Consider the following 22,192-nt stretch of genomic DNA (forward strand, 5'->3'; position numbering starts at 1 on the left):
GCTGGCGGGGGGCCGGACCGGTCGCAACGCCGGAACACCAGAGCGGGCAGCGTCTCCGGAGGGACGCTTGCCTGGCCGGCATCGCTCAGCTCGGGTCGTCGAGCACCTCGGCGAGCGATGCGACGACGACGGCCCGTTCATGCCACCGTTCCAGGATCTCCGGATTCTTCTCGGCCAGGATGCGCTCCCGCGCCACGTCCGGCACGGCGATGCCGCGAACCCGGAGCGCCGTCAGCACGGCACGCGCCGCCTCCTCGGCACGGCCTTCGTTGCGGCCTTCGTTGCGGCCTTCGTTGCGGCCTTCGTTGCGGCCTTCCTTCTGCGCCTCGGCCCGCAGCTGCTGCTTGTACTCTTCAAACCACGCACGGATCTCTGCGCTCACATCGTCCTCCTCGTCAATCGTCGGCTCCTGGGTTCCGAGCCGGAAGTGTACCAGCAGCGGCGCGGCGACGCTCTTCTCCCAGGCATCGTCGGGCAGCGCCGCGAGATCTGCCACCGCCTCGCGCAGGAGGCGGCCTGAGCCGAGCAGCCGCAGGAGCAGCGTCGCCCGCGTCCGCAGCAGCTCGGCGAGCACCACCACCCGCATCGCCAGACCCGGCACAGCCTGGTAAACGCCTGGTTGCACCGGCTCGCAGCGGTAGGCGTCGAGCACCGTCTCAGGGCGCCCCGACCCGATGACGACCAGCGCAGGGAAGTGCACCGCCGGCTGCGGCGGCGCGGCGGCATCCTCGTCCGGCACGACGGAGCCGGTCGCAGAGCGGGCGCGGCGCTCGAGCTCGTGGTGCCACGTGAGCTGCTTGCGCAGGCAGTGGCGGGTCTGACGAAGGCTCGGCGTGCGATGAAACGGCTCGAACAGGCTCGGCTCCGCCGAGAGCTCGCCGAGCAGGCCCATGGCGGCGCGCTCGGCCTGCCGTGCTGGATCAGGCACGCTGTAGACATCGATCTTCTGTGTCGCCGCCAGGACCTCTACCTCGGTCTCCGCCGCCGAGACGAGGCTCAGCCCGTCTCGCAGCAAGTTCTTTGAGAACTGGTCGGAGCGATTGTGCATCGGAGTGCGACCCTAATCCATGACGGCAGCATGGGCCACCGTCGATCGACGGGGGGAGACGAATTGAATGGCCCGCAAAAAGCGCCGCGAACAGCGAGCCGTTCCCGTAACGCCTCATCGAGCAACACGCACTTACCGGCAGGAGGAGTGAATCATGTGGAAATCGTTCTCGGCGGCGTGAGATTGCCGGTCACCTGGGGGATGAGCGCACCATGGCTCGCTCGACACGCTGCGGCGCTCTGAAGGGTCCGGCCGGTGACCGGCCGGGACGTTGCACTGCAAGGCGACTTCCTCGGCTCAAAGGGCCAGGCTTCGAGAGTCGGGTCGCGCCGTCGTCCGGTGTGAAGCCCGCACGCTCCTGTCTTGGTCTCCTTGACAGGGCGGGGTATCGGTCGGATATGCTGCCTTTCCATGATGCGTGGGGGCGGCACGATGGGGTGGGATCGGAGGTCAGGGCGCTCCACGCGGAGGCGGTGGTCAGCGGCCCTGGGGGCTGATGACGCCGACAGGGCCGCGGTCAATGAGAGTTGCGGACCATGATGATTTACACCCACATGCACCATGACATGTCGTGCATCACAGCGGATTGTGACGTTGGGCGGAGAGAGGGTCGTCGATGTGCGTTCTCCGTGTAAGCGGGTCGAGCTTCGATCCCGAAGGCTACCTTCGGACGTCGAAGCTCCAACCTTCGATGGTGTTCCTGGCGGGCACGCCTCGCCTCACGACGAGACCGGAGGGGATCAAGCACACACACTCCGGCTTCACCGTGACGGTGAGTGACGCGGAGTGGACGCTGCGGGACCAAGCGCATGACGCGTGCGCATTCCTGGATGTACACGAGGCGGAGCTCGCGACGCTGAGCTCCTGGCCCGAAGTCGAGGACGTGAGGCTCGATTTTCCGATTGAGAAGCGCGATGTCCTGGCGCAGTCCGAGTACTTTCCTCCCGAGCTCGTTCGTGCGGCCGGCCGCGCCGGCATCGGGCTCGAACTCTCGATTTACCTCTGCACGGAGGATGAAGCGTGATCGAGACGCCGCCACGCCTGCGCGCCTGCGCTCTCTGCGACGAATGCGGCAGCACCTACTTCACCGATTCGTCGCAGATGGCCGGCCTTTGCGCCGAGTGTGCTCACCACCTGTATGGGTACCCAGAGTGCGTTCACGCGTTCGCCGAGCGCCGCTGTTCACGCTGCGGATGGGACGGCTCGCGCTCCGCGTACCTCCGGGGCCGCCTCGGGGAGGAACGGTGATCCGCCAGGCCGGTCCCGTCCACGGCGAAGGAGCTCCCCACAGCGCGCCCACGGTCGACGACGTCCTGACCGAGCGCTGATGGCGGACGGCGGTAGAACCCCGGCTCTGGCCCGACCCGTGCCAACCGCTCGTCGTTGCGGCCGGACGAGCAGACCCGGGAGAGCCGATGAGGCAGGCAGGCGGCCGTCTCACCGCGCCTCCCGCGCCTCCGCCACCTCGAGCGCGCTCTTCCGCCCCACCCGGTACGTCCTCACCGGCTCGCCCCGGACGATCCGGTCGTGCTCGCTCCAGCGCGCGGCCTCCCCCTCTGCGACGCGCCGTGCGGCGCGCTCGGCGAGCCGCTCGGCGATGCGCTCCACCGCGCGGCGGACGTTCGCGCGCTGCGAGCGCTCGTCGGCGACGCGCACAATGATCCCGCTCGGCCGGTGGTGCACCCGGACCGCCGACAGGGTCTTGTTCACGTGCTGCCCTCCCGGGCCGCTCGCCCGGCAGGCGGAGATCTCGAGCTCGCGGAGGTCCACGCCGGCGCCTCCCCCTGCGTCTGCCCCAACGCCGGCGTCCGCCCCCGCGGGGTGGACCGCCACCCCCGCGAACCACCGCTTGCGCGCCGCCCGCCCCCGCTTCGCGCTCTTCTCGACCAGCGCGTGCGTCCCGAGCTCGCCCTCGAGGCGGCCCCGCGCGTCGCCCTCCACGAGGATCTCGACCGAGGCCGGCGCGTCCTCGTCGCCGTGCACCGTGACGTCGACAACCGCGAGCCCGCGCTCCCGGCAGAGCGCCTCCATCCGCTCGGCGAGCCGCGCCACGAACCGCCGCACCTCGACCGGCCCCCGCCCCGCGCTGATCTGCACCCAGGCCCGGCTCATCGCTTCACCGTGAGCACCGGCACGAGCGGCGCGACCGCGGTCGCCAGGCCGGCGTCCACGAGGCTCTCGATCACCGGCGCGATCGGCTTGTACGCGTCCGGGTGCTCCTCGAGCAGCAGCGCCGGGTCGTCGCACACGACGCGGCCGCCGAGCTCCGTGCGGGCAAGCTCGCGACGCCGGTACCTGGCCGCGATCTTCTCGCGCGCCTCGCTGCGCCCCATCTTGCGGCCGGCGCCGTGCGCGACCGAGCGCAGCCCGGCCTCCGCGTCGCTCGAGCGCATCACCCACGACGGCGCGCCGCGCGACCCGAGCACCACGGTGAAGTCGCTGCCCCGGGCGGGCGCGGCCCCCTTCCGGTGCACCCACGCCGGCTCGCCGCCCACGGTCTCGCGCGCGACGTCGTTGTGGATGAGGTCGAGCCCGCCCGCGATCTTCGACGCCCGCGAGGCGCCGAGCGCGCGCAGCATCCGGTAAGCGAGCAGGAACCGGTTCGCCTGCGCGAAGCGGCACGCGCCGGCCAGCTCGCCGAGGTACGGCTCGGCGGCGTCCCCCTCGAGCACCGCGGCCCCCCAGCGCTGCCCGAGCGCGCCGCCGAGCCCGCGCGAGCCGGAGTGGGCCAGGACGACGAGATCCCCGGCGGAGAGGCCGAGGGCCTCCGCCGCCGCCGGATCCCGGGGCGCGCCGACGCGGGCGATCTCGAGGAAGTGGTTCCCCCCGCCGACCGAGCCGAGCGCGCTCTCGTACCCCGCGCGGTACGGCGACGCGTCGCCGCTCGGGCGCAGGCCGTCCTCCGGCTCCGCCGCCGCGAGCCGCGCGAGGGCCTCGGGCACGCCGTCGATCTCGGCGAGGCCGCGCGCGCCACGCCGCCAGACCTGCTCGAACACCGCCGCCGGGTCGCAGCCGTCGAGCGGGTCGTCCTCCATCGCCTGCCGGGCGCGCCGCTCGAGGAGGTCCGGCGCCATGCGGCCGATCGACGTCGCGACGAGTCGCACGCCGCACCCGGCGTCGCCGCCGATGAGCTGCGGGACGACGCGGTCCGCGAAGGCGAACGCCGCGCCGATCGGGATGCCCCGCCCCGCGTGCAGGTCCGGCATGCCGACGGCGCGGACGCAGCCAGGCAGCGCGGCGACGCGCGCGAGCTGCTGGACGGCGTTGCCCTCGAGCCAGACGTCGTCGCGGGCGACGAGGCGGGCGTGGGCAGGAAGAACGACGCTATCGGCGGGCGCTTTCATGAGATCTCCGTGGCGGGCGGCCAGCCCATGGCGGGCGGCGAGGGGGAACGCGGCGGAGACTTGCGGATCCCGTGCCAGCGCGCGACCCGCTGCGACGCCGGCAGATCGCTTCAACCTGGTGCATGGCGCACCAGACTGAGTGGTGCATAGTGCATCACATCTGGTGTACGGTGCACCGGTGAATCGCCTCCTCCTCACCTGGTCGGACGCGGGCACGCTCGGGCCGGCGCCGGCGCACCAGGGCCGCCGGCCGGAGGGCGATCGCGGGCCGGTGCTGCGGCTCCTGGACCAGGAGGAGAGCCGCTACGACGCCATCGTGGTGCTCACCATCCCGGCGGGCGAGGCGCCGTCGCAAGCGCTCGTCGAGCGAGCGCGGGCGCGGGCACCGCGGGTCGAGCTCCGCGTCGTCGACGTCGACGATCCATCGGACCACGCGAAGCTCTTCCGCGCGCTCGGCAAGCTGTCGGCGCAGCTCAAGCGCGCCTTTCCACAGGCGGCGTGGGCCACCGACGTCCTGCTCTCGGCGGGCACGCCGCAGGCGCAGACGCTCTGGGTCATCCTTGTGCAGGCGGGGATCCTGCCGGCGCGCATGCTCCAGGTCATCCCGGCGGCGTTCGTGCCGCACCCGCACCCGCGGCCGGTGCGCGAGGTGCGGCTGGACATCGAGGGCTTCCCCGAGATCCGCGCGCTGCGCGAGGAGGTCGTGCGCCTGCGGGCCGAGGCGCGCACCCGCGACGTGGTCCTCGTCGGCGAGAGCGAGCCGATGCGCTTCCTCCGCGCCCGGATCGCGCGGGTCGCCGCGACCGACGTGCCGGTGCTGATCGTCGGCGAGACGGGGACCGGCAAGGAGCTCGCGGCCAGGGCGATCCACGAGCACAGCCCGCGCGGGCGGGGCCCGTTCATCGCGGAGAACTGCGGCGTCTTCGCCGAGGGCGTGCTCGCGAGCGAGCTGTTCGGCCACGAGGCGGGCGCCTTCACCGGGGCCGCGGGGCGGCGGCGCGGCGTCTTCGAGCAGGCGCACGGGGGCACGCTGTTCCTCGACGAGATCGGCGAGCTGTCACCGCGGGTGCAGGCCTCGCTCCTGCGCGTGCTCCAGGACGGGACGCTGCGCCGGGTGGGCGGCGAGGCGAAGATCGAGCTCGACGTGCGCGTCCTCGCGGCCACGCACCGCGACCTCGGGGCCATGGTCGAGCAAGGGACGTTCCGCGAGGATCTCTATTACCGGCTCCGCGGCGCGATCATCGAGATTCCGCCGCTCCGGGCGCGAGGAGGGGATATCGAGATCCTCATCGACGCGTTCCTCGACGAGGTGCGGGCACGGCGCAAGGGGCGCGGGCTCGAGGTGACCCGCGAGGCCCTGCGGCGGCTCCACCAGCACCCCTGGCCGGGCAACGTGCGCGAGCTGCGCGCCGAGGTGCTGAGGTGGGGCGTGTTCTGCGATCACGCGGTCGACGTGGGCGACCTCGCGCCGGAGATCGCGGAGCCGGCGGCGCGGCGACCGGCCGGCGGCGCGGGCGCGCGGGGGGCGGAGGCCGGCGGCGAGGACGTCGCGCCGCTCGCGGAGGCGGTGGCGTCGACCGAGCGCGCGGCGATCGGGCGCGCGCTCCGGGTGCATCGGGGCAACATCTCCCGCGCGGCGCGGGCGCTCGGCATCGACAGGAACACGCTCAAGCGCAAGATGGCGGCGTACGGCCTCCGCGGAGACGAGGCGGCCTGATCCCGCGGCGTGGGGCGCCCCCTGGCACGGCGCGCCGGTCACCGGCGCTCGCCTGCGGTGGGAGGGGCAAGCGCCTTCGAGGGCCGCCAGACCGTCGCCCCGTGACACGGGTTCGCTACGAGAGGGCGGGTGTGGGGGCATGCGCGTTGACCTTGGCGGTCGGGCTGCTGGCTCCAGGTGAGACGCATGCAGAGGGAGGGACCAGCCGCTGGGCTCGGCTGGGATGACCTCTGCCCGAACAGCGGGGCGACCTTGCAGGGTTGGAGCCGCTGGACGGCCTCGAACAACGACGGGCATACTCGATCACGGAAAGAGGGCGAGGCGCCGCGCCCCCGCATGGCCCCCGATCCCTCCGCGATCGCGCCGTTCCACGAACGGGCAGCTCCGCGGAGGCCCGTTCGCGGGTCGGCGCGCACCTACTTCGCCGCTGCGTCCACGGCCTCCTGCGCCTTGCGGTAGGCGGCCATCTGCGCCTTCGTCGCCTGGAGGATCTGCGAATACGTCGCGTCGTTCCCCGCTGACTGGCACGTCTGTGCGTCGGCCCCGAACAGCGCGTCCTTCATCATTCGGCGGGGCCTCGACTTCGCCTGGGCGACGAAGTTCAACCCTTTCTCTCGCCAGAAGGCGCAATCCTCTGCCCCGAGGTCTTCGCACATCCGTGCGTCCAGATCCTCACAGACGTTGCACCCCATCGCCAGGGCACCAACAACAGATAACATCAAAATGTTCATCTTCGATTGCATGAAATGACTCACGAGCCGCACTAGGGTTTCGGCCGCGGAGGGTACCCCAGGTCCGCCTCCGAGAACAGGGGGGACGGCGCGATGGCGAGCCGCGGTGGATGACGAGCCGCACGCACCTGGTGGTCCGGCGCAGCGGGCGTCCTGCGGCGGGCCCGCCGGCAGAGGGAAGGTCCCGACGATCGTGGCGTACGCGACCTCGCCATCATGGGTCGAGGTCGACAGCGACATCACGATGACGCGAGAGCCGTCGTCGTGGTCGCCGGCCGGATTGACCGGCTCGCAGGACGAGCTCAGGGAGCGCTGTACTGGGCGCTGCAGCGGGAGAGCGCGTGACGGAGAGCGTTCTGGAGCAGCCCGAAGGTCAGGAACGCCCCCTCCGCGCTGCCGATCTCGGTCATGGTCCGCGCGATCGCCGGCGAGATCCCGGAGACGAGGCACTGGCTACCGAGGAGGCTCGCCGCGCGCACCACGGCGAGCAGGTGCGACACCGTCGCGGCGTCCACCGCGCTGACGCCGGTCAGATCGAGGATCGCGAAGCGCGCCTGTGTCCGGACGATCTCGGGGAGCAGCCGCTCCATGATCTGCGCCGCCCTCGCGGTCTCCACGGTGCCGATGACCGGCAGCACGAGCACGCCCTCCCACGCCTGGATGATCGGCGTGGACATCTCGATCATCGTCTCCTGCTGCTGCCGCAGCAGCGCCTCGGCGCGCTCGCGCTCGGCGTTCTCCTCGGCGAGCTGGCGGTTCTTCCGCTGGAGCTCCTCGGCGTCGCTCTCCCGGCGCTGGAGCGCCTCCCGGAGCTGCGCTTCCAGCCGCTTGGACGCCGTGATGTCCCTGACCGTCACCGCGACGCCGTCGTCGAGCGGGACGATCTGGAATTGCAGCCACAGGCTCTCGCCCCCGGGCAGCACGCTCTCCGTCTCCTCGAGGAGCCGCTCGCGCGTCCGAAAGACGCGCTCGTATTTCTCGAAGAGCCCGGAATCGTGGACCGTGGGAAAGACATCGACGAGCCGCCGGCCGATGATCTCCTCGCGCGACCTCGACGTCACCTGGCTCACGAGCAGGTTGGCCTCGGTGAACACGAAATCAACGGTCTCCCCCGGCCCGCCGACCGTGCGACGCAGCACGCAGAACCCGTCGAGGCTCCCGTCGATCGCCGCCCGGTACCGCGACTCGGCCGCGACCAGCGCCTCCTCGGCGCGCCTGCGCTCGGTGATGTTGCGCGCGACGCAATAGACGAGCTCAGCGTCCGGGTAGATTGTCGAGTTCCACTCGATCCACAGATACGAGCCGTCACGGCATCGATATCGGTTCACGAACGTCGCGGTGAGGTCGCCGGACAGCAGCTTCGCCGACGCGGTCACGGTGCGCTCGAGATCTTCGGGATGAATGAAGTCGAGGAAGGGCCTGGCCAGGAGCTCTTCGCGCGAGAAGCCGAGCGTCTGCTCCCACGCCCGGCCGATGCGCTTGAAGTATCCGTCGAATCCGGCGATTGCTACCATGTCGGCGGAGAGCTCGAAGAAGCGGTCGAGGTCGTCGATCCGAGAGGCTTCAGGCATGATGAAGAGCATGCCTATCATCTCCGTCGCGGGCCGTCGACCCCCTCGGCCAGGCGCCCCGCAGCGCGCCGCAGCGCGCCGCGCGATGGACGCAAGGCACACCACATCAGACCACGAGGTCGTGGTGAGTGCGCGGCTGTCGCGTCCGCGGCTGTCGCGCCCGCCGGCCGACGCCGGCACAGGCCGTGCACGCTTCCGCGCCATCGACGCGCGGGACTAGAAACTAGAGAGCCCGCATGAACGCCGTGAGGTCGGCCTTCTCCTGGGCCGTCAGCTTCGTGCCGAGCACGAGGTTGAAGAACTCCACGGTGTCCTCCAGCGTGAGCAGGCGGCCGTCGTGCAGATAAGGAGGGCTGTCCTTGATGCCGCGCAGCGGGAAGGTCTTGATGGGACCGTCCGCGGTGGCCATCCGGCCGTTGATGAGCTCGGGCTTGAAGAAGCGCTCTGCGCGCAGGTTGTGCATCAGGTTGTCGGTGTAGTACGGCGCCGCGTGGCACGTGCCGCACCGGCCCTTGCCGTGGAAGACCTGCTCGCCGCGGAGCTCCTCCGGCGTGGCCTTCGCGGGGTCGAGGCGCCCGTCCACGCCGAGCTTCGGCGCCGGGGGGAAGTCGAGGATCTCCTGGAACTCGGCCATCGCGTGCACCTGGTGCCCGCGATCCAGGATGTTGATCCCCTTCTTCACGGCGATGACGATATCGCCGTCGAAGTACGCCCCCCGCTGCTCGAACTCGGTGAAGTCCTCGACGGTCTTGAGCGCGCGCTGCGAGCCGAAGAGGCGCTGGATGTTCACGCCGCGCAAGGTCGGGGTGTCGACCCGGTGCCGGAACTCCTGCGGCCTTGTGTCGCCCACGAGGTGGGTCGCGTTGTTCGTGTGCCCGTTCGCGTGGCAATCGAGGCAGGCGACGCCGAGGCTCGCCCTCTCCGAACGCCGGTCCGCTGTCGCGTTGAACTGCATCTGCGGGAACGGCGTGACGAGGAGCCGGAGCCCCTCGAGCTGCTTCGGCGTCAGGATGCCGTTGAAGAGCTCGTAGAAATTAGCGATGTTCACGAGCTGCCCCTTGGAGACGTCCCCCAGATCAGGCCGCGTGGTGAGATAGATGGGCGCCGGGAACTCGGAGAGGATGTGGTCCGGCAGGTCGAAGTCGAGATCGAAGCGCGTGAGGTCGCGCCCTTCCTGGCGCTTCAGCTCGTCGATCTGGAACCTCGGGAAGACCATTCCGCCTTCCGGGTGGTTCGGGTGCGGCAGCGGCAAGAAGCCCCTCGGCCAGAGCCCCCGCTCCCGGATGGCGTCCGGCGTGAGCGCCGCCAGCGCATCCCATGTGGTCCCGTTCGAGAGCTTCACGCGCACGCCGGCCTGGACGGGCTTGCCGCGCGACATGGTGACCCCCTGCGCAGGGCGGTTCGACAGGTCGTACCGCTCCTCGAGCAGCGTCTGCTGGCGCTTCATCACCGCGGGCTTGTCGGCCTTCATCCGGGCGACCATCGCCGCGAACGGCTCCTTGTCCTCCACCGGCAGGTAGCTCGTCCGCGGCGTCTCGGGCCCGGGCGGAGGATTCGCGTTCATGGGCGCCCGCGGGCCGGCCGGCGCGATCGTCCCGGCCGTCGCCGGCGGCGCCTCCCGCAGGCCGGCAGGATCCTCCGGTCCCGCGCTCGGCGCCGAGGCGCAATGCACGAGGCCCAGCGAGAGCGCCGCGGTGCACGCCACAAGGCACGAGATATCCATTCTCTTCACGGACATAAAAGCGCTCCTTCGCGAGGGATACGTCGACAGGGAACGATCGACCGGGCGCACCGCTCTCCGGCGCGCCGAGCTCCCGTCCGGCTCACACGAGATGTCGGCTCGCCGGGCACCCAGGGCAGACGCCATGAGCAATTCCGCCCGTAGGCGACTCTCGTGCCAGGGTCGGGTCCGCTGTGCGCGTCGAGCCCGACAAGGAGCGGAGCGCGGCGTCCGCCGCGCGAAATCGCTCTCTTTTCGCTCGGGTCGGGAGGCGGGCGACCCATCGAGCCATCCAAGGCGGGCGGTATGCCCGGGTTCAGGCGCGCGATCTGCTTCGCGCAGGAGCCTGGCAAAACGAGACGAATTGCCACGGTGCGTGGCAGGGTGGCTCGCCCGGCGGAGCCGGGCGAGCTGATAGAGGGGTAGCCTGGACGGATGCGCGCCGATCAGCCGCCGCGCGGACGCCTCTCCGTCGCCATGCGGAAGAAGGGCTCCTTGACGTCCCGAACGTCGAAGAAGAACACCCGATCCCAGCACGGCACGCGCTCGCGCTCCGACAGCGCGAACACCTCGCCTTTGGACAGGCTGCCGACGAGCTTCGCGCTCGACTGGCCTCGCATGCTCCACCGGAACTCGTACGGGAGCAGGAGGCTCGTATCGCTGAACATGCCGCGCCGTTCGGTGAAGCTGCGCCGCGCAGCCTCGGACAACTCCTGCGCGTGACGCAGGTTCGGCGCGACGATGTACGTGATCGCCAGGCCCTCCTCGAGGAGCTGCTGGTTGATGAGCCGACCTCCTGACAGGACATGGGCGAGCACGCGCCCGTAAGCGTCGAACGGCTGTTCGTCCGTCTGGATCTCGACCTCGGCGCCTTCGGGGAGCAGCTCGGCGAGCCGCGCGGACGCCGCCTCGGCCCAGCGGCCCTGCGAGGCGCCGAGGAAATGCGTCTCCGGCGTGTCGATCGAGAGCATGCGGATGGGATGGTTCACGCCCCGTTCGTCGCGTACGTGGAGCGTGTCCCCGTCCACCGTCCTGACCACCTCCGCGTGGAAGCTCTTGCCCGGCAAATCAGGCGCTCTGCGCAGCCTCCGCCTCCGGGAAACAAGGGACACGTAGCCGATGAACCTCCGGAATCCCGGAAGCAGTCCTGTCATCGCCCCCTCCTGTGCTGGATAGACTCCCAGAAACCACCGTTGTAGTTCGCTCGGACGTTCGCCCGGCCCAGGCGGCCTGTTCCATGATGGTATGGACCGGGCCCGGGCCGGCTGACAGAGCTCGCTACGCCTGATCCGGGGGCCGGAGGTGGCCTGAAACACCGAGCGGTGGGAGGAGAGCAAGAGAGAATCAACGCAAAGTCGCCAAAAGAAAGATACGCCTTGTTCCTCTTCTTCTCTTTGCGCTTTTGCGCCTTTGCGCCTTTGCGTTCAACTCTCTCCTTCTGCTCTTCTGTTCCTGAGCCAGGAGAAGGCGCCCACGAAGGCCAGCGCCATCGGCGCCCGGCTCGATCTCTCCTCGGGAGAGGTCACGCTGGAACAGGACGACCGGCGGTCGACCGGGGTGTCCGGCATCCCCCTCCGGGTCGGGGCCGAGCGAGCTCTCGCACGCGCTCGGAGACGTCCGGGTCACGGCCGCCGACGCCGGCCTGTCTCGGCCGTCGCCATCGCCGCGCCGGAGGCCGGCGGCTCGAGGGCGCTCGCCGAGGGCTCGCCGGCGCTCGATCGGAGCGACGCGACGCCGCTGTCGGAGCTCATCGCGGCGTTGCGCGAGCTCCGGTGAGGCGGCGGCGGCGGGAGGCTTCTCCTGAGATCGAACGCCGGAGGACCGGGACCCCCCCATGGGATCCCGCCTCGCCGATCACTGCCCCTTCAGCTTCGCGGCCAGGAACCGCCGCACCTTCTCCCAGGCGTCCGCCGCGGCCTTCGTGTCGTACCGCTCTCCCGAGGGGTTCGCGAAGGCGTGGTCGGCGTCGTACCGGAGCACCTCGTGCTCGACGCTCGCCTCGTGGAGCGCCTTGTCGAACTCGTTGACGACCTCGGGCGGAATGCCCTTGTCCATGTTGCCGAAGACGCCGAGCACCGGGGCCTTGATCGCCTTGAGCTGCGCGGGATCGGTGACGAGCCGGCCGTAGTAGAGGACGGCGGCGTCGAGCTCCGGCTCGTTCAGGGCGAGCTTGAGCGACCAGGCGCCGCCGAAGCACCACCCGATCGAGCCGGTGCGCGGCGCCAGGACGCGCGCGTCGGTCGAGAGGAAGCGGTGCGCTGCGCGCACGGTCTCGATCCCCTTCGCCTCGTCGACGGCCTTCATCGCCGCCATCGCGTCGTCGGGCGTGCTCGCGACCTTGCCGCCGTACATGTCCACGGCCAGCGCGGCATACCCGTCCTCCGCGAGGCGGTCGGTCCAGTGCTTGATGTGCTCGTTCAGGCCCCACCACTCGTGGACGACCACGAGGGCCGGGATCGGCGGCTTCGCGTCGCGCGGCAGGCTCAGGTACGCCTGCGTCCCGGCCACCTCGACCATCTGTCCGCGCGCGGGCGGGGCCTTGTCCGACCGGAGCTGGTGGAGCGCCTTGAAGTCCTCCTCCGAGAGCAGCCCGGTCGGGCTGTCCGCGGCGCCGGAAGGCGCGGGCGCGGGTGCCGGGGCGGCGGCGCCCCCCGGCGGCTCGGCGGGGGGCGGGGGAGACGAGGCAGAGCAGGCGGTCGCCGCGAGCAGCGCGAGCGGCGCAGCCAGGCGGCGGAAGAGCGAGCGGAGCTTCATGGCCGCGCACCCTACCAGCTCGGGGCGGCGCGCCGGAAGGCTCGGCGCGGGGAGGTCGCGCCCGCCTACGTGAGGTCGCGCCCGCCTACGTCGACGCGCAGGCGCAGCTGGCTCGACGCGACGCCCCGCTGGATGGCGGACACGAGGGTGTCCGGGGAGAACGGCTTCGCGACGAACGCATGGGCGCCGAGCCGGAAGGCGCGCTCGCGCTCGCGCGCCGACGACATCGCGGAGACGACGACGAGGGCGACGTCGCGGTGGTGCCGGCTCTGCCGGATGAAGCGGATGAGCTCCAGCCCGTCGATGTCCGGCAGGTTGATGTCGATGATCACGGCGTCGTACGCGCCGCGATGCATCAACCGGAGCGCCGCGAACCCGCTCGCCGTCTCCGCGATCTCCACCGCCGGCCCGAGCTCGGGCGCCCTCTCGAGCGCGGCCCACATGTGCGCTCGCATCGCGGCGGAGTCGTCGATGAGAAGGATGCGCGTCATACGGGGCCTGCGGGGCTCTCGGGGCGCCTAGTACAACAGAAACAGCAAAAGCAAAAGCGGTTGCCAAATTTCCGACCCCGGCGGCCGGCGCGCGCCGTCTTCCGCTGCCGCGCTCCGCCTCGCCTCCGCACCGGCCTCGGCCGCCAGCGACGCATCGCATCATTTTGTAGCCTCGGGCCTACCGCCCACGCCGTTGGGGCCCCAACGAACCGCTCCCAGGGGCGGCCTGTCCGGGTCCGCCGCGAGCGCCTGCGTGATCAAATCGGTCTCCTCCGGGAATTCAGTCCTGTCCGGGAATTCGTCTGACCCCACGAGAAATCGTGGTGCGCACCGGCTTATTGCACATCTCCGCCACAGCTGTCGGGCCACTCCTTGCAAGCTGTACAAGCCCGCCGGCCCTCTCCTGGTCGGCGCCATAGACCGGACATTGCTCACGGTCAGACTGACACCGATCTGGCAGCTGGCGATCTCGCCAGCCGATCCGGTATAGTGGCGCTCAGCCGAGGCCGACCGGAACCATGGGAGCCCCAGCGGCGCAGCTCGAGGTCCTGCGCAAGTGGATCCAGGATGACGCGCAGGCCCTCATCACCCTGGATCCCTGACGCGGCGATCCGCGTGAAACAGCGGTAGATAACTACAAGAGGGTGGGAAGATGGGCTCGGCTCGGGTCCCATCTTCCGCGCTCCGCGCTGTCATGCTTTAATGTTGCCGTTCTTGGGAAGATGCTGTCTTTTCGGCGCCTTGTCCAGCCGGACGGACAGGTCATCGACCACCTGAGGAGAGCTGCTTATGAGCAAGGAACGAGATACCGAGACCCAGGGCCCGTCGTTCAGCTACGTTGATCGGCGGCAGGCCCTCCTGGGGCTCGGGGCGATCGCCGTCACCGTGTCGTGCGGAGATGGCAGCGATTCGGATCCGACCGGCGCCGGAGGCTCTGCGAGCTCCGGGGCCAGCGGGACCACTGGCCCGGGCACGGGAGGCGGGGGGGCCGACCCCGCCACCACGTCGGGCCCCGGCTCGGGCGGCACGGGACCGGGCTCCACCACGGCAGGCTCGGGCGGCTCAGGCACGGGAGGCACCGACTCGGGCGTTGGAGGTGGCGGCGGCGGCGGCGGCGGCGACGGCCTCAGGGCGCCGCCGTTCGACGACGTGCCGATGTGCACGGCGTTCAACAAGACGGACGGCGCCGGCCAGGGCCCCTTCTTCATTCACGAGCTCGAAAAGGGCGACGACATCTCCCTGTTCCGGCAGGACATTCGTGGTCGCTACAATGAAAGTGCACCAGCCGGTGTGGAGATGCATCTCCACCTGCGCGTGCTCGACCTGAGCAAGCCCGACTGCAATGGCAAGGGCGTAGGCCTGGCCGACGTGGACGTCTACATCTGGCACACGGACGGGCAGGGGTTCTACAGCGGCTTCGGGACCAGGGGGACCGCCAACGAACAGAAACCCGACTCACCGTACTCGGGCAGGCCGAGTCAGAATGATCTCGATGTCAGCGAACGCTTCTGTCGCGGCGTGCAAACCACGGACGCAGACGGTGTCGTCTCGTTCCAGAGCATCTTCCCCGGCTGGTACAACGGCCGCGATGTTCACATCCACTTCGTCTGCTTCAAGAAGGGATCGATGTCGAAGGGTCGCGCCACGTACAGCGGTGGAGACCACATTTTCACGACGCAATTCTACTTCGAGCCCGCCTTCACCGACTCCGTCCATACCAAGTACGATCCGTACAAGGCGCGCACCACCGGCAATCTGGCGACGGCGTACGCAGGCGCCATCAAGGCGGACGAATTCAACAACAGCGGCCTTCGTGCCAAGGCTGTGATGGACGGGGACATCGTGGTCGCTCAGATGCAGATCGCCGTGAATCCGACCTAGAGCTGACTCGAAATCTCGTCCATCGAGTCCGTCGCTGCGGTCCGCGGGCACGGCGCGTCGCCGGCCCCCGACCGACCTGAACATCACCTCGACATCCCGAGATCCCGTGGGCCGCCGCGGAGGCGACGCGGGCGTGATCCGCGAGCGGCTGCTCGTCCCGCGCCAGCGGGCGAGCGCCTCGCAGGGCGGCGCGCGCCCGGGAGCTGCCGCGGGACGTCGCGCGCGAGAGATCCTGGAAACATGGGTCGCGCCCCTGCTGGTGGTCGCGGCGTCGCGGGAAACGGACCGGACAATCCGCCTCCCGGACGCCAGACTGCGCCATGAGCGACGCGGATCGACTGGATCCCGGGAGCATGGCGCGCGCGTTCCGCGAGGCGCGGCGCCGCGGGATGGATGTGGAGCCTGCGGTCCTGTTCCACGACCTCGGGCGCATGCGGGCGCGGATCGGGCGGATCGGCGCGGCGTTCCCGCCTGACGCCCTCCACACGGTGGCGATCAAGGCGAACCCCCTCGTGGAGGTCCTGCGCGCGGCGGTCGACGGCGGCGCGGGGCTCGAGGCGGCCTCGCTCGAGGAGGTGAAGCTCTCGATCGCCGCCGGCTGCCCGCCCGGCCGCATCGTCTACGACTCCCCCGCCAAGACGCGCGCCGAGATCGCGGAGGCCCTCCGCCTCGGCGTGCGGCTCAACGCCGACAACCTCGATGAGCTCGAGCGCATTGACGAGCTCGTCCGGCCCGAAGGGGCGGCCGATCGCATCGGGCTGCGCATCAATCCGCAGGTCGGGGCCTCCAGCATCGTCCTCACCAGCGTCGCGGACCGGCGCTCCAAGTTCGGGGTCCCCCTCGAGCAGGCCGACGCCGTGCGCGCCGCCTTCGCGCGGTATCCGTGGCTCGCAGGGCTGCACGTGCACGTGGGCTCGCAGGGGTGCGCGCTGGCGCAGCTGATCGACGGGATCCGCCGCGTCGAGGCGCTGCGCCAGGAGATCCGGCGCGCGCTGGGGCCGGGCGCCGCCGGCGTCATGGACATCGGCGGCGGGGTGCCGGTCGCCTACCGGAGCACGGACCGCCCGCCGGCGCTGGAGGACTACGCGGCCGCGCTGCGCCGCGAGGCGCCGACGCTCTTCGAGGAGGGGACCACGCTGATCACCGAGCTCGGGCGCTGGGTCCAGGCGGGCTGCGGCTTCGCCGTCTCACGCGTCGAGTACGTGAAGAGGGACTCGGCTGGGCGGACTGCGATCCTGCACCTCGGGGCCGACTTCCTGCTGCGTCGCGCCTATCACCCGGACGACTGGCACCATGACTTCGTGGCGCTCGACCCCGACGCCGCGCCCAAGGAGGGGCCGCTCTCGCCGTGCACCCTCGGCGGCCCGCTCTGCTTCGGCGGCGACGTGATGGCCCGCGACCTCCCGCTGCCGGACCTGTCGCCCGGGGATCTCGTGCTCATCCGCGACACGGGCGCGTACACGCTGAGCATGTGGTCTCGCCACTGCAGCCGCGGCATCCCCGCGGTGCTCGGCGTCGACGGCGGCGACATCCGGGTCCTGCGCGAGCGCGAGCGGCCGGAGGACGTCGTCGCGTTCTGGAGCCGCGGCCGCGGCCAGCCATGAGCTCGCCGCGGGGCATTCACACGGCTGTTTCCACGCGAACCCAGCCTGTGAGAGCCTGGAGCGGCCAGCGCAGCGGAGTGGAGGAGCGGAGATGAGAACGAACGGTGCTTCCGGGGTCCTGGGGCGATGCGCGCGAGCGTGGCGGGTCACGCTCCTCGGCGCGATGCTGTGCGTACCGCCGATCGCCGGCGCGGGCTGCGGAGACGACGGGACGGCGAGCCCCCCCGAGATGTCCATCGGCACCGGCGGCGCCACGGGCACCGGCTCGGGCGGCGGCGCTGCCGGCACCGGCGGACAGGGCGGCGATGGTGGCACCGGTGGCGGCGACACCGGTGGCGCGGGCGGCACAAGCGGCGGCGACACCGTGAGCGTGCAGCTCCTCGCCTTCAACGACTTCCACGGCCATCTGGAGCCCCCCGCGGGTAGCAGCGGCAGGATCACCCTGGCCGACGCCACGCAGGTGGACGCGGGTGGCGTCGCTTACTTCGCGTCGCACGTCGCCGCCCGCCGCGCCACGAACCCGAACACCGTGGTGGTCTCGGCCGGCGACCTCATCGGCGCGAGCCCGCTCGTGTCGGCGCTGTTCCACGACGAGCCCACGATCGAGGCCATGAACCTGCTCGGCCTCGACATCAACGGCGTCGGCAACCACGAGTTCGACAAGGGCACCGCCGAGCTCCTCCGGATGCAGTCGGGCGGGTGCAGCCCGGTCGACGGCTGCGCGGACGGCACCCCCTTCGCGGGGGCGAGCTTCCAGTTCCTCGCCGCCAACGTCGTCGTGGACACGGCGAGCGGCAGGACGCTGTTCCCGCGCTACGACGTCCGCGAGTTCGACGGCGTGAAGATCGCCTTCATCGGCATGACGCTCGAGGACACCCCGTCGATCGTGACGCCGATCGGCGTCGCGGGGCTGTCGTTCATGGATGAGGTCGACACGGTGAACGACATCGTCCCGGAGCTCCAGGCGCAGGGCATCGAGGCCATCGTGGTGCTGCTCCACGAGGGAGGGCTGCCGACAGGCCACTTCAATGAGTGCCCCGACGTCTCGGGCCCCATCATCGAGATCGCCACGAACGTCGACCCCGCCGTGGATGTGATCGTCACCGGACACACGCACCAGGCGTACAACTGCCTCCTCGGCGACAGGATCGTGACGAGCGCGGCGTCGTTCGGGCGGCTGGTGACCGACATCGATCTGGAGATCAGCAGGAGCACGGGCGAGGTGACGGCGAAGACGGCGAGCAACGTGGTCGTGACGCGCGACGCGCCCGACGCGGGGGTGGAGGCCCTGGTGACGCGCTACAAGGACCTCTCGGCGCCGCTGGCCAACGTGCGGGTCGGCACGATCACGGCGACGCTCGACCGCGCGGTCCCGCCCATGGGCTCGGGGCTGTTCACGATGGGCGCGGTCATCGCCGACGCCCAGCTCGCCGCCACGCGCGAGGCGAGCAAAGGCGGGGCCGAGATCGCGCTGATGAACCCGGGCGGCGTCCGCGACGACCTGCCCCACGCGGCCTCGCCCACAGAGCCCATGGATGGAGTGGTCACGTTCGGCGAGATCTTCAAGGTGCAGCCGTTCGGCAACAGCCTTGTCGTGATGACCCTCACGGGCGCGCAGATCCACCAGCTGCTGGAGCAACAGTTCCGGGTGGACCCGACGGGCGCGCCGCGGAGCGTGATCCTTCAGGTGTCGGGCGGCTTCACGTACAGCTATAGCCAGAGCGCGCCCATCGACTCGAAGGTCGACATCACCTCGATCCGGATCAACGGCGTCCCGATCGAGGTCGCGCGGACCTACCGGGTGACCGTGAACAGCTTCCTGGCCACGGGCGGCGACGGCTTCACCGTGCTCAACGACGGCGTCGATCGCCTCGGCGGAGCGCTCGATCTCGACGCCCTGCGGGACCATTTCGCGGCGAGCTCGCCCATCTCGCCGCCCGCGCTCGACCGGATCACGGTCGTGCCCTGAGCGGCCGAGGAGGCCACGCCATCCGCTGCTCGGCCGCGGCCCCGGGCGAGCGGTGGATGGCAGGGGACGACGCGAACGACGCGTCCGCCGCGCCGCCGTGGCCCACCACCTTCCTCGGCCACCAGTCCATGCTGAGGTGGATGTGGTGATGGTGATACGGCCACCCATCGCCGTACGCCATCCGGTCCGAGAAGCTCGCGAGCTCGTCGTCGGTGATCTTCCTCCGATCGCGCGCCGGAAGAGCGTTCAGCTTCCGGGCGGTCTTCGAGAGGAACGGCGCGATGATTTTGTCCACGCCGATGACGCGCGTGCGCGCCGAGCGGAACAGCCTGGCCATGAAGAACGCCTGGCGCTCGAGATCGACGAAGTGCTTCCGCTTCGCCGCCGAGGAGCAGTACCCGTCCTCGTGCTTCGACCCGTCCCCGCAGATGATCTCCCCGTCGTTCGCGCCGTCCGTCTGGAAATAGGCGATGTCGATGTTGCCGCCCTGATCGTGCGTCGACTCGGGGTGGCGCGGGTCGCCGACGTCGTAACCAGGCGTGACGCCGTTCAGCTGGCAGACGTCGATCAGCGAGAGCGGCGTCGTGCCAGGGAAGGCCCAGAGCGTCTCCGCCAGCGCGTCGCGGACGAGCATGATGAGCTCGCGCCGAGCAAAGCGGTAGTTGCTGAAGGTCTCCCAGACGTAGCCGCCGCCGACCACCGAGTCGTCAGGATCGGGGAACGGGAACGGCAGGAGCCCGCTGCCGCCGTCGCCGAAGCCGGCGCACTCGTCGAACGAGAAGCCGGCGCCCACGCAGCTCGGGCCGTCGACGTAAGGAGTCGAGGTCACGTCCAGATCATAGGCGTTCTGGCCCCCGTCATGGCCGACGACCCGGACGAGGTACTCGGCGCCGCCTCGCTCGGAGTAGAACCCGTAGAACTCGGTGTTCGTCTCCTGGTCGCGGTACGAGTACGGGTACTGCTCGCCGTAACGCGAGCCGAGCAGGCGGCCCTCGCCGTCATAGGCCACGAGATCGATGTCGCCGGCGGCGTGACGGAACCGGATGCCCACGCGGACGATGGTCCGCGCCGGCACCACGATCCTGAACCAGTCCTCATCCCCCTCGCACAAGGTGAGATCCTCCGTGACGCCCACGGGCGCGCTCACCGCCGCTCCCGCGTCGTCGTTGGGCTCGAGCACGTCGCCCTCGGACTCGCAGACGAAGGAGTCCTTGCGGCACGCGCCGTCGTCGCAATGGCTGCCTTCCGGGCACCAGCCGGAGGGGACGGCCGGCGAGCACGCGACCTCGTCCGATACGCAGAGCTCCCCGAGGCAGGTCGTGCCCTTCGGGCAGGTCGCGGCGGCGTCGCAGCCGGCGAAGCACGCGGCCCCGCTCTCCTCGTCCACGACGTGGCACACGTAGCCAGGCCGGCAGTCCAGGTCGCTGCCACAGGTGTTCATGCACACGGGCGCGCCGCCCTCCGCCGCAGGGAAGCAGCCCGCCTCCGGGCCGCACGCGTCGTCGCTCTCGCAATCGAACGCGAGGCAGTACCCCTCGACCCAGCCGTTCGGCGCCGCGGGGTCCGCGTCGCGATAGCAGGTCGCGCCGGGCAGCCAGCACGCCTCCTCCGCGTCGCAGGCCGCGCCCACGCGCCCGGGGCCGACCGTGTCCTCGGCGCACGCCGCGCCGCAGGCCGCGTTGCACCCGTCGCCGCGCCGAGGCGAGCAGAGGCCATGGCGGTTCTCCACGCCCTCGCAGGCCGCGGGATCGTAGACGGGATAACACACCCCCGTGTCCGTCAGGATGTCGGTGTTGAAGCAGCGGGAGCCGGGCGCGCAGCCCTCCTCGCTGTTCGGCGCCGCACACAGCCCGCCCGCGCGCTGCATGCAGACGCCCAGCATGCAGAGGGCCGCCTCGCCGTCGCAGTCCGCATCACAGCTGCAGCTCGCGCCGATGGGGCTCCGCTTCGGGCCCGCCCCACCGCGCATGTCGCCATCGCCGTCGCCCGGCAATACCGGCATCCATGGGCCCATATCACACGCTTCCAGAGAACCCATGAGCGCCGGCACCACCACGAAGAGCCATCGCCAACGTAGATTCATGTCACCTTGCCTGTCGATGAACGCGAGACCGCTCGCTGCGAGCGTTCTAGTCCCAGGCGAGGCGCGACTGGCTATCGAAAAGACCGGAGGAGTCACGCAGGCCACGCGGCGCGAGGATATTTCCAGCTTCCCAGCGGCGTTGTTCCGCTCGCCGGTGGGGGCGCCTACTCGATGAGAGGCCGGCCCGCGTGCAGGACGATGAGCTCGCTGTCACCGGCGCCGCGCTCTGGCGAGTCACGTCATGCTGTGTCTCTCGAGGTCGACGAGGCGCGCAGCCCGACGCCACGGGCGGGAGGCGCGCCCGGGATCATCGGGTGATGGCAGCGCAGCGCGCGGCCGCTACTCGTACTTCCGGCTGACGCGGAACGAGCCGAGCGAGCGCACGCCCGTCGCGTGCTGCTCGAGCAGCGCGAGGGCGTCCTTGAACTCAGGCTCCTCCGTGCTGCCCTCGCACTCGACGAGGAAGAGGTATTCCTCGGGGCTGTCCGGCAGCGCGCGCGAGACGATGCGCGTGAGGTTGATATGGTGTCTGCCGAGCGCGGACAGCGCCGCCACCAGGGCGCCCGGGCGGTGGTCCAGCCCGAAGAGGAGCAGCGTCCGCCCGCCCGATGGCGGCGGCTCGGCGGTCTTGCCGACGACGAAGAAGCGCGTGATGTTCTCGCCCTTCGCGCCGAGCTTCGGCACGAGGATCTCGAGCTTGTAGATCGCCGCCGCGCCCTTGTTGCCGATCGCCCAGGCCTCGCCGTCCTGCGCCGCGCGCTCGACCGCCTCGGCGGTGCTCTCCGCCGCGAGGATCTGCGCGCCGGGGTAGTTCTCGCGCAGCCAGTCGCCGCAGTGCTTGAGCGGGACGAAGTGCGAATAGATGCGCTTCGGCGCCACGCCCGCCCTGCCGAGGAGCGACAGCGTGACGTGCAGCGAGAGCTCCTCGCACACGACGAGCGCCGCGCCCGTGCCCTCGCGTCCTATCAGCTGATCCACGGTGTCGTAGATCGGGCCGCCCACCGCGTTCTCGATCGGCACGACGCCGTAGGTCGCCGCGCCTTCGGCCACGGCGTCGAACACGTCCGAGATGGTGCGCCGGGGCTCGAGGTCCGCGCTCGCCCCGAAGCGCCGCGACGCCACCTCATGGCTGAACGTCCCAGGCCGCCCGAAGTAGGCGACCCGCTGGCGCGGCGCCGAGGCCTCCCCCGCGTCGCCCGCCGCCGCTCCGTCGCGGCGCGCCGGCCCCGGCTCCCCCGCGTCAACCGACATGGCCGGCGGGCGCCTCGCCAGAGCCCGC

Annotated in this window: 17 protein-coding genes; 6 read left to right on the forward strand and 11 right to left on the reverse strand. The window is 70.9% G+C overall.

Features of this window, described 5'->3' with window-relative positions:
• Positions 1-85 precede the first annotated feature (85 nt).
• A complete protein-coding gene (locus WMF17_RS36005; protein WP_437645559.1) occupies positions 86-892 on the reverse strand; it encodes a hypothetical protein in 807 nt (268 codons plus the stop codon).
• 847 nt (positions 893-1,739) lie between these two features.
• Here WMF17_RS36005 and WMF17_RS36010 point away from each other — a divergent pair.
• Complete coding sequence (locus WMF17_RS36010) at positions 1,740-2,072, forward strand: hypothetical protein (RefSeq protein ID WP_437597885.1); 333 nt, start codon at positions 1,740-1,742, stop codon at positions 2,070-2,072.
• A gap of 413 nt (positions 2,073-2,485) precedes the next feature.
• Here the strand turns inward: WMF17_RS36010 and WMF17_RS36015 are convergent, their stop codons facing one another.
• Complete coding sequence (locus WMF17_RS36015; RefSeq protein ID WP_437645561.1) at positions 2,486-3,160, reverse strand: peptide chain release factor-like protein; 675 nt, start codon at positions 3,158-3,160, stop codon at positions 2,486-2,488.
• Positions 3,157-4,392 carry an RtcB family protein gene (locus tag WMF17_RS36020; protein ID WP_437645563.1) on the reverse strand — a complete coding sequence of 412 codons (1,236 nt, stop codon included), beginning with the start codon at positions 4,390-4,392 and terminating at the stop codon, positions 3,157-3,159. The genes WMF17_RS36015 and WMF17_RS36020 overlap by 4 nt, the downstream gene beginning before the upstream one ends.
• 178 nt (positions 4,393-4,570) lie before the next feature.
• Here WMF17_RS36020 and WMF17_RS36025 point away from each other — a divergent pair, with 178 nt between their 5' ends.
• Complete coding sequence (locus WMF17_RS36025; RefSeq protein ID WP_437645565.1) at positions 4,571-6,109, forward strand: sigma-54 interaction domain-containing protein; 1,539 nt, start codon at positions 4,571-4,573, stop codon at positions 6,107-6,109.
• A 416-nt stretch (positions 6,110-6,525) separates the two neighbouring features.
• On the opposite strand, the gene WMF17_RS36030 is transcribed toward WMF17_RS36025, so the two are convergent.
• The 4 genes from WMF17_RS36030 to WMF17_RS36045 form a co-directional block, all read right to left on the reverse strand.
• Entirely contained in the window at positions 6,526-6,852 is a 327-nt protein-coding gene (locus WMF17_RS36030) for a hypothetical protein (protein ID WP_437597889.1), read from the reverse strand.
• A 290-nt stretch (positions 6,853-7,142) separates the two neighbouring features.
• Positions 7,143-8,411, reverse strand: coding sequence for a PAS domain S-box protein (locus tag WMF17_RS36035; RefSeq protein WP_437645567.1), 1,269 nt, complete (start codon positions 8,409-8,411; stop codon positions 7,143-7,145).
• 223 nt (positions 8,412-8,634) lie between these two features.
• Positions 8,635-9,975, reverse strand: coding sequence for a cytochrome B6 (locus tag WMF17_RS36040; RefSeq protein ID WP_437651426.1), 1,341 nt, complete (start codon positions 9,973-9,975; stop codon positions 8,635-8,637).
• A gap of 602 nt (positions 9,976-10,577) precedes the next feature.
• Positions 10,578-11,285 carry a thermonuclease family protein gene (locus WMF17_RS36045; RefSeq protein WP_437645569.1) on the reverse strand — a complete coding sequence of 236 codons (708 nt, stop codon included), beginning with the start codon at positions 11,283-11,285 and terminating at the stop codon, positions 10,578-10,580.
• Positions 11,286-11,541: 256 nt separating this feature from the next.
• Between WMF17_RS36045 and WMF17_RS36050 the strand changes: the two genes are divergently transcribed.
• On the forward strand, positions 11,542-11,907 hold the full coding sequence (locus WMF17_RS36050; protein WP_437597900.1) for a hypothetical protein: 366 nt from the start codon (positions 11,542-11,544) through the stop codon (positions 11,905-11,907).
• 78 nt (positions 11,908-11,985) lie between these two features.
• Here WMF17_RS36050 and WMF17_RS36055 read toward each other — a convergent pair whose 3' ends face one another.
• Both WMF17_RS36055 and WMF17_RS36060 read right to left on the reverse strand, forming a co-directional pair.
• Positions 11,986-12,885, reverse strand: a complete 900-nt coding sequence (locus WMF17_RS36055; RefSeq protein WP_437597901.1) for a dienelactone hydrolase family protein — start codon at positions 12,883-12,885, stop codon at positions 11,986-11,988.
• A gap of 65 nt (positions 12,886-12,950) precedes the next feature.
• Entirely contained in the window at positions 12,951-13,376 is a 426-nt protein-coding gene (locus WMF17_RS36060; protein ID WP_437597902.1) for a response regulator, read from the reverse strand.
• A gap of 789 nt (positions 13,377-14,165) precedes the next feature.
• Here WMF17_RS36060 and WMF17_RS36065 point away from each other — a divergent pair.
• From WMF17_RS36065 to WMF17_RS36075, 3 genes are all read left to right on the forward strand, one after another.
• A complete protein-coding gene (locus WMF17_RS36065) occupies positions 14,166-15,257 on the forward strand; it encodes a hypothetical protein (protein ID WP_437645571.1) in 1,092 nt (363 codons plus the stop codon).
• A 320-nt stretch (positions 15,258-15,577) separates the two neighbouring features.
• Complete coding sequence (locus WMF17_RS36070; protein WP_437645573.1) at positions 15,578-16,861, forward strand: diaminopimelate decarboxylase; 1,284 nt, start codon at positions 15,578-15,580, stop codon at positions 16,859-16,861.
• A gap of 91 nt (positions 16,862-16,952) precedes the next feature.
• Entirely contained in the window at positions 16,953-18,830 is a 1,878-nt protein-coding gene (locus tag WMF17_RS36075; RefSeq protein ID WP_437597905.1) for a bifunctional metallophosphatase/5'-nucleotidase, read from the forward strand.
• Here the strand turns inward: WMF17_RS36075 and WMF17_RS36080 are convergent.
• Both WMF17_RS36080 and WMF17_RS36085 read right to left on the reverse strand, forming a co-directional pair.
• Positions 18,814-20,832: a hypothetical protein gene (locus tag WMF17_RS36080; RefSeq protein ID WP_437645575.1), complete on the reverse strand. Its 2,019-nt coding sequence runs from the start codon at positions 20,830-20,832 to the stop codon at positions 18,814-18,816. The genes WMF17_RS36075 and WMF17_RS36080 overlap by 17 nt on opposite strands.
• 420 nt (positions 20,833-21,252) lie before the next feature.
• Positions 21,253-22,164 (reverse strand): prephenate dehydratase, encoded by a 912-nt coding sequence (locus tag WMF17_RS36085; protein ID WP_437597907.1) that lies wholly within the window; start codon positions 22,162-22,164, stop codon positions 21,253-21,255.
• Positions 22,165-22,192 lie beyond the last annotated feature (28 nt).

The organism is Sorangium sp. So ce362, from assembly GCF_051519845.1.
Taxonomy (GTDB): Bacteria; Myxococcota_A; Polyangia; order Polyangiales; family Polyangiaceae; genus Sorangium.

What these genes read in the sequence shown, in the direction of transcription:
- WMF17_RS36005 (WP_437645559.1), bottom strand. Translation starts at nt 892, where the DNA reads ATGGGCCTGCTCGGCGAGCTCTCGGCGGAGCCGAGCCTGTTCGAGCCG.
- WMF17_RS36010 (WP_437597885.1), top strand. Translation starts at nt 1,740, where the DNA reads ATGGTGTTCCTGGCGGGCACGCCTCGCCTCACGACGAGACCGGAGGGG.
- WMF17_RS36015 (WP_437645561.1), bottom strand. Translation starts at nt 3,160, where the DNA reads ATGAGCCGGGCCTGGGTGCAGATCAGCGCGGGGCGGGGGCCGGTCGAG.
- WMF17_RS36020 (WP_437645563.1), bottom strand. Translation starts at nt 4,392, where the DNA reads ATGAAAGCGCCCGCCGATAGCGTCGTTCTTCCTGCCCACGCCCGCCTC.
- WMF17_RS36030 (WP_437597889.1), bottom strand. Translation starts at nt 6,852, where the DNA reads ATGCAATCGAAGATGAACATTTTGATGTTATCTGTTGTTGGTGCCCTG.
- WMF17_RS36035 (WP_437645567.1), bottom strand. Translation starts at nt 8,411, where the DNA reads ATGCCTGAAGCCTCTCGGATCGACGACCTCGACCGCTTCTTCGAGCTC.
- WMF17_RS36040 (WP_437651426.1), bottom strand. Translation starts at nt 9,975, where the DNA reads ATGAACGCGAATCCTCCGCCCGGGCCCGAGACGCCGCGGACGAGCTAC.
- WMF17_RS36045 (WP_437645569.1), bottom strand. Translation starts at nt 11,285, where the DNA reads ATGACAGGACTGCTTCCGGGATTCCGGAGGTTCATCGGCTACGTGTCC.
- WMF17_RS36055 (WP_437597901.1), bottom strand. Translation starts at nt 12,885, where the DNA reads ATGAAGCTCCGCTCGCTCTTCCGCCGCCTGGCTGCGCCGCTCGCGCTG.
- WMF17_RS36060 (WP_437597902.1), bottom strand. Translation starts at nt 13,376, where the DNA reads ATGACGCGCATCCTTCTCATCGACGACTCCGCCGCGATGCGAGCGCAC.
- WMF17_RS36065 (WP_437645571.1), top strand. Translation starts at nt 14,166, where the DNA reads ATGAGCAAGGAACGAGATACCGAGACCCAGGGCCCGTCGTTCAGCTAC.
- WMF17_RS36070 (WP_437645573.1), top strand. Translation starts at nt 15,578, where the DNA reads ATGAGCGACGCGGATCGACTGGATCCCGGGAGCATGGCGCGCGCGTTC.
- WMF17_RS36075 (WP_437597905.1), top strand. Translation starts at nt 16,953, where the DNA reads ATGAGAACGAACGGTGCTTCCGGGGTCCTGGGGCGATGCGCGCGAGCG.
- WMF17_RS36080 (WP_437645575.1), bottom strand. Translation starts at nt 20,832, where the DNA reads ATGCCGGTATTGCCGGGCGACGGCGATGGCGACATGCGCGGTGGGGCG.
- WMF17_RS36085 (WP_437597907.1), bottom strand. Translation starts at nt 22,164, where the DNA reads ATGTCGGTTGACGCGGGGGAGCCGGGGCCGGCGCGCCGCGACGGAGCG.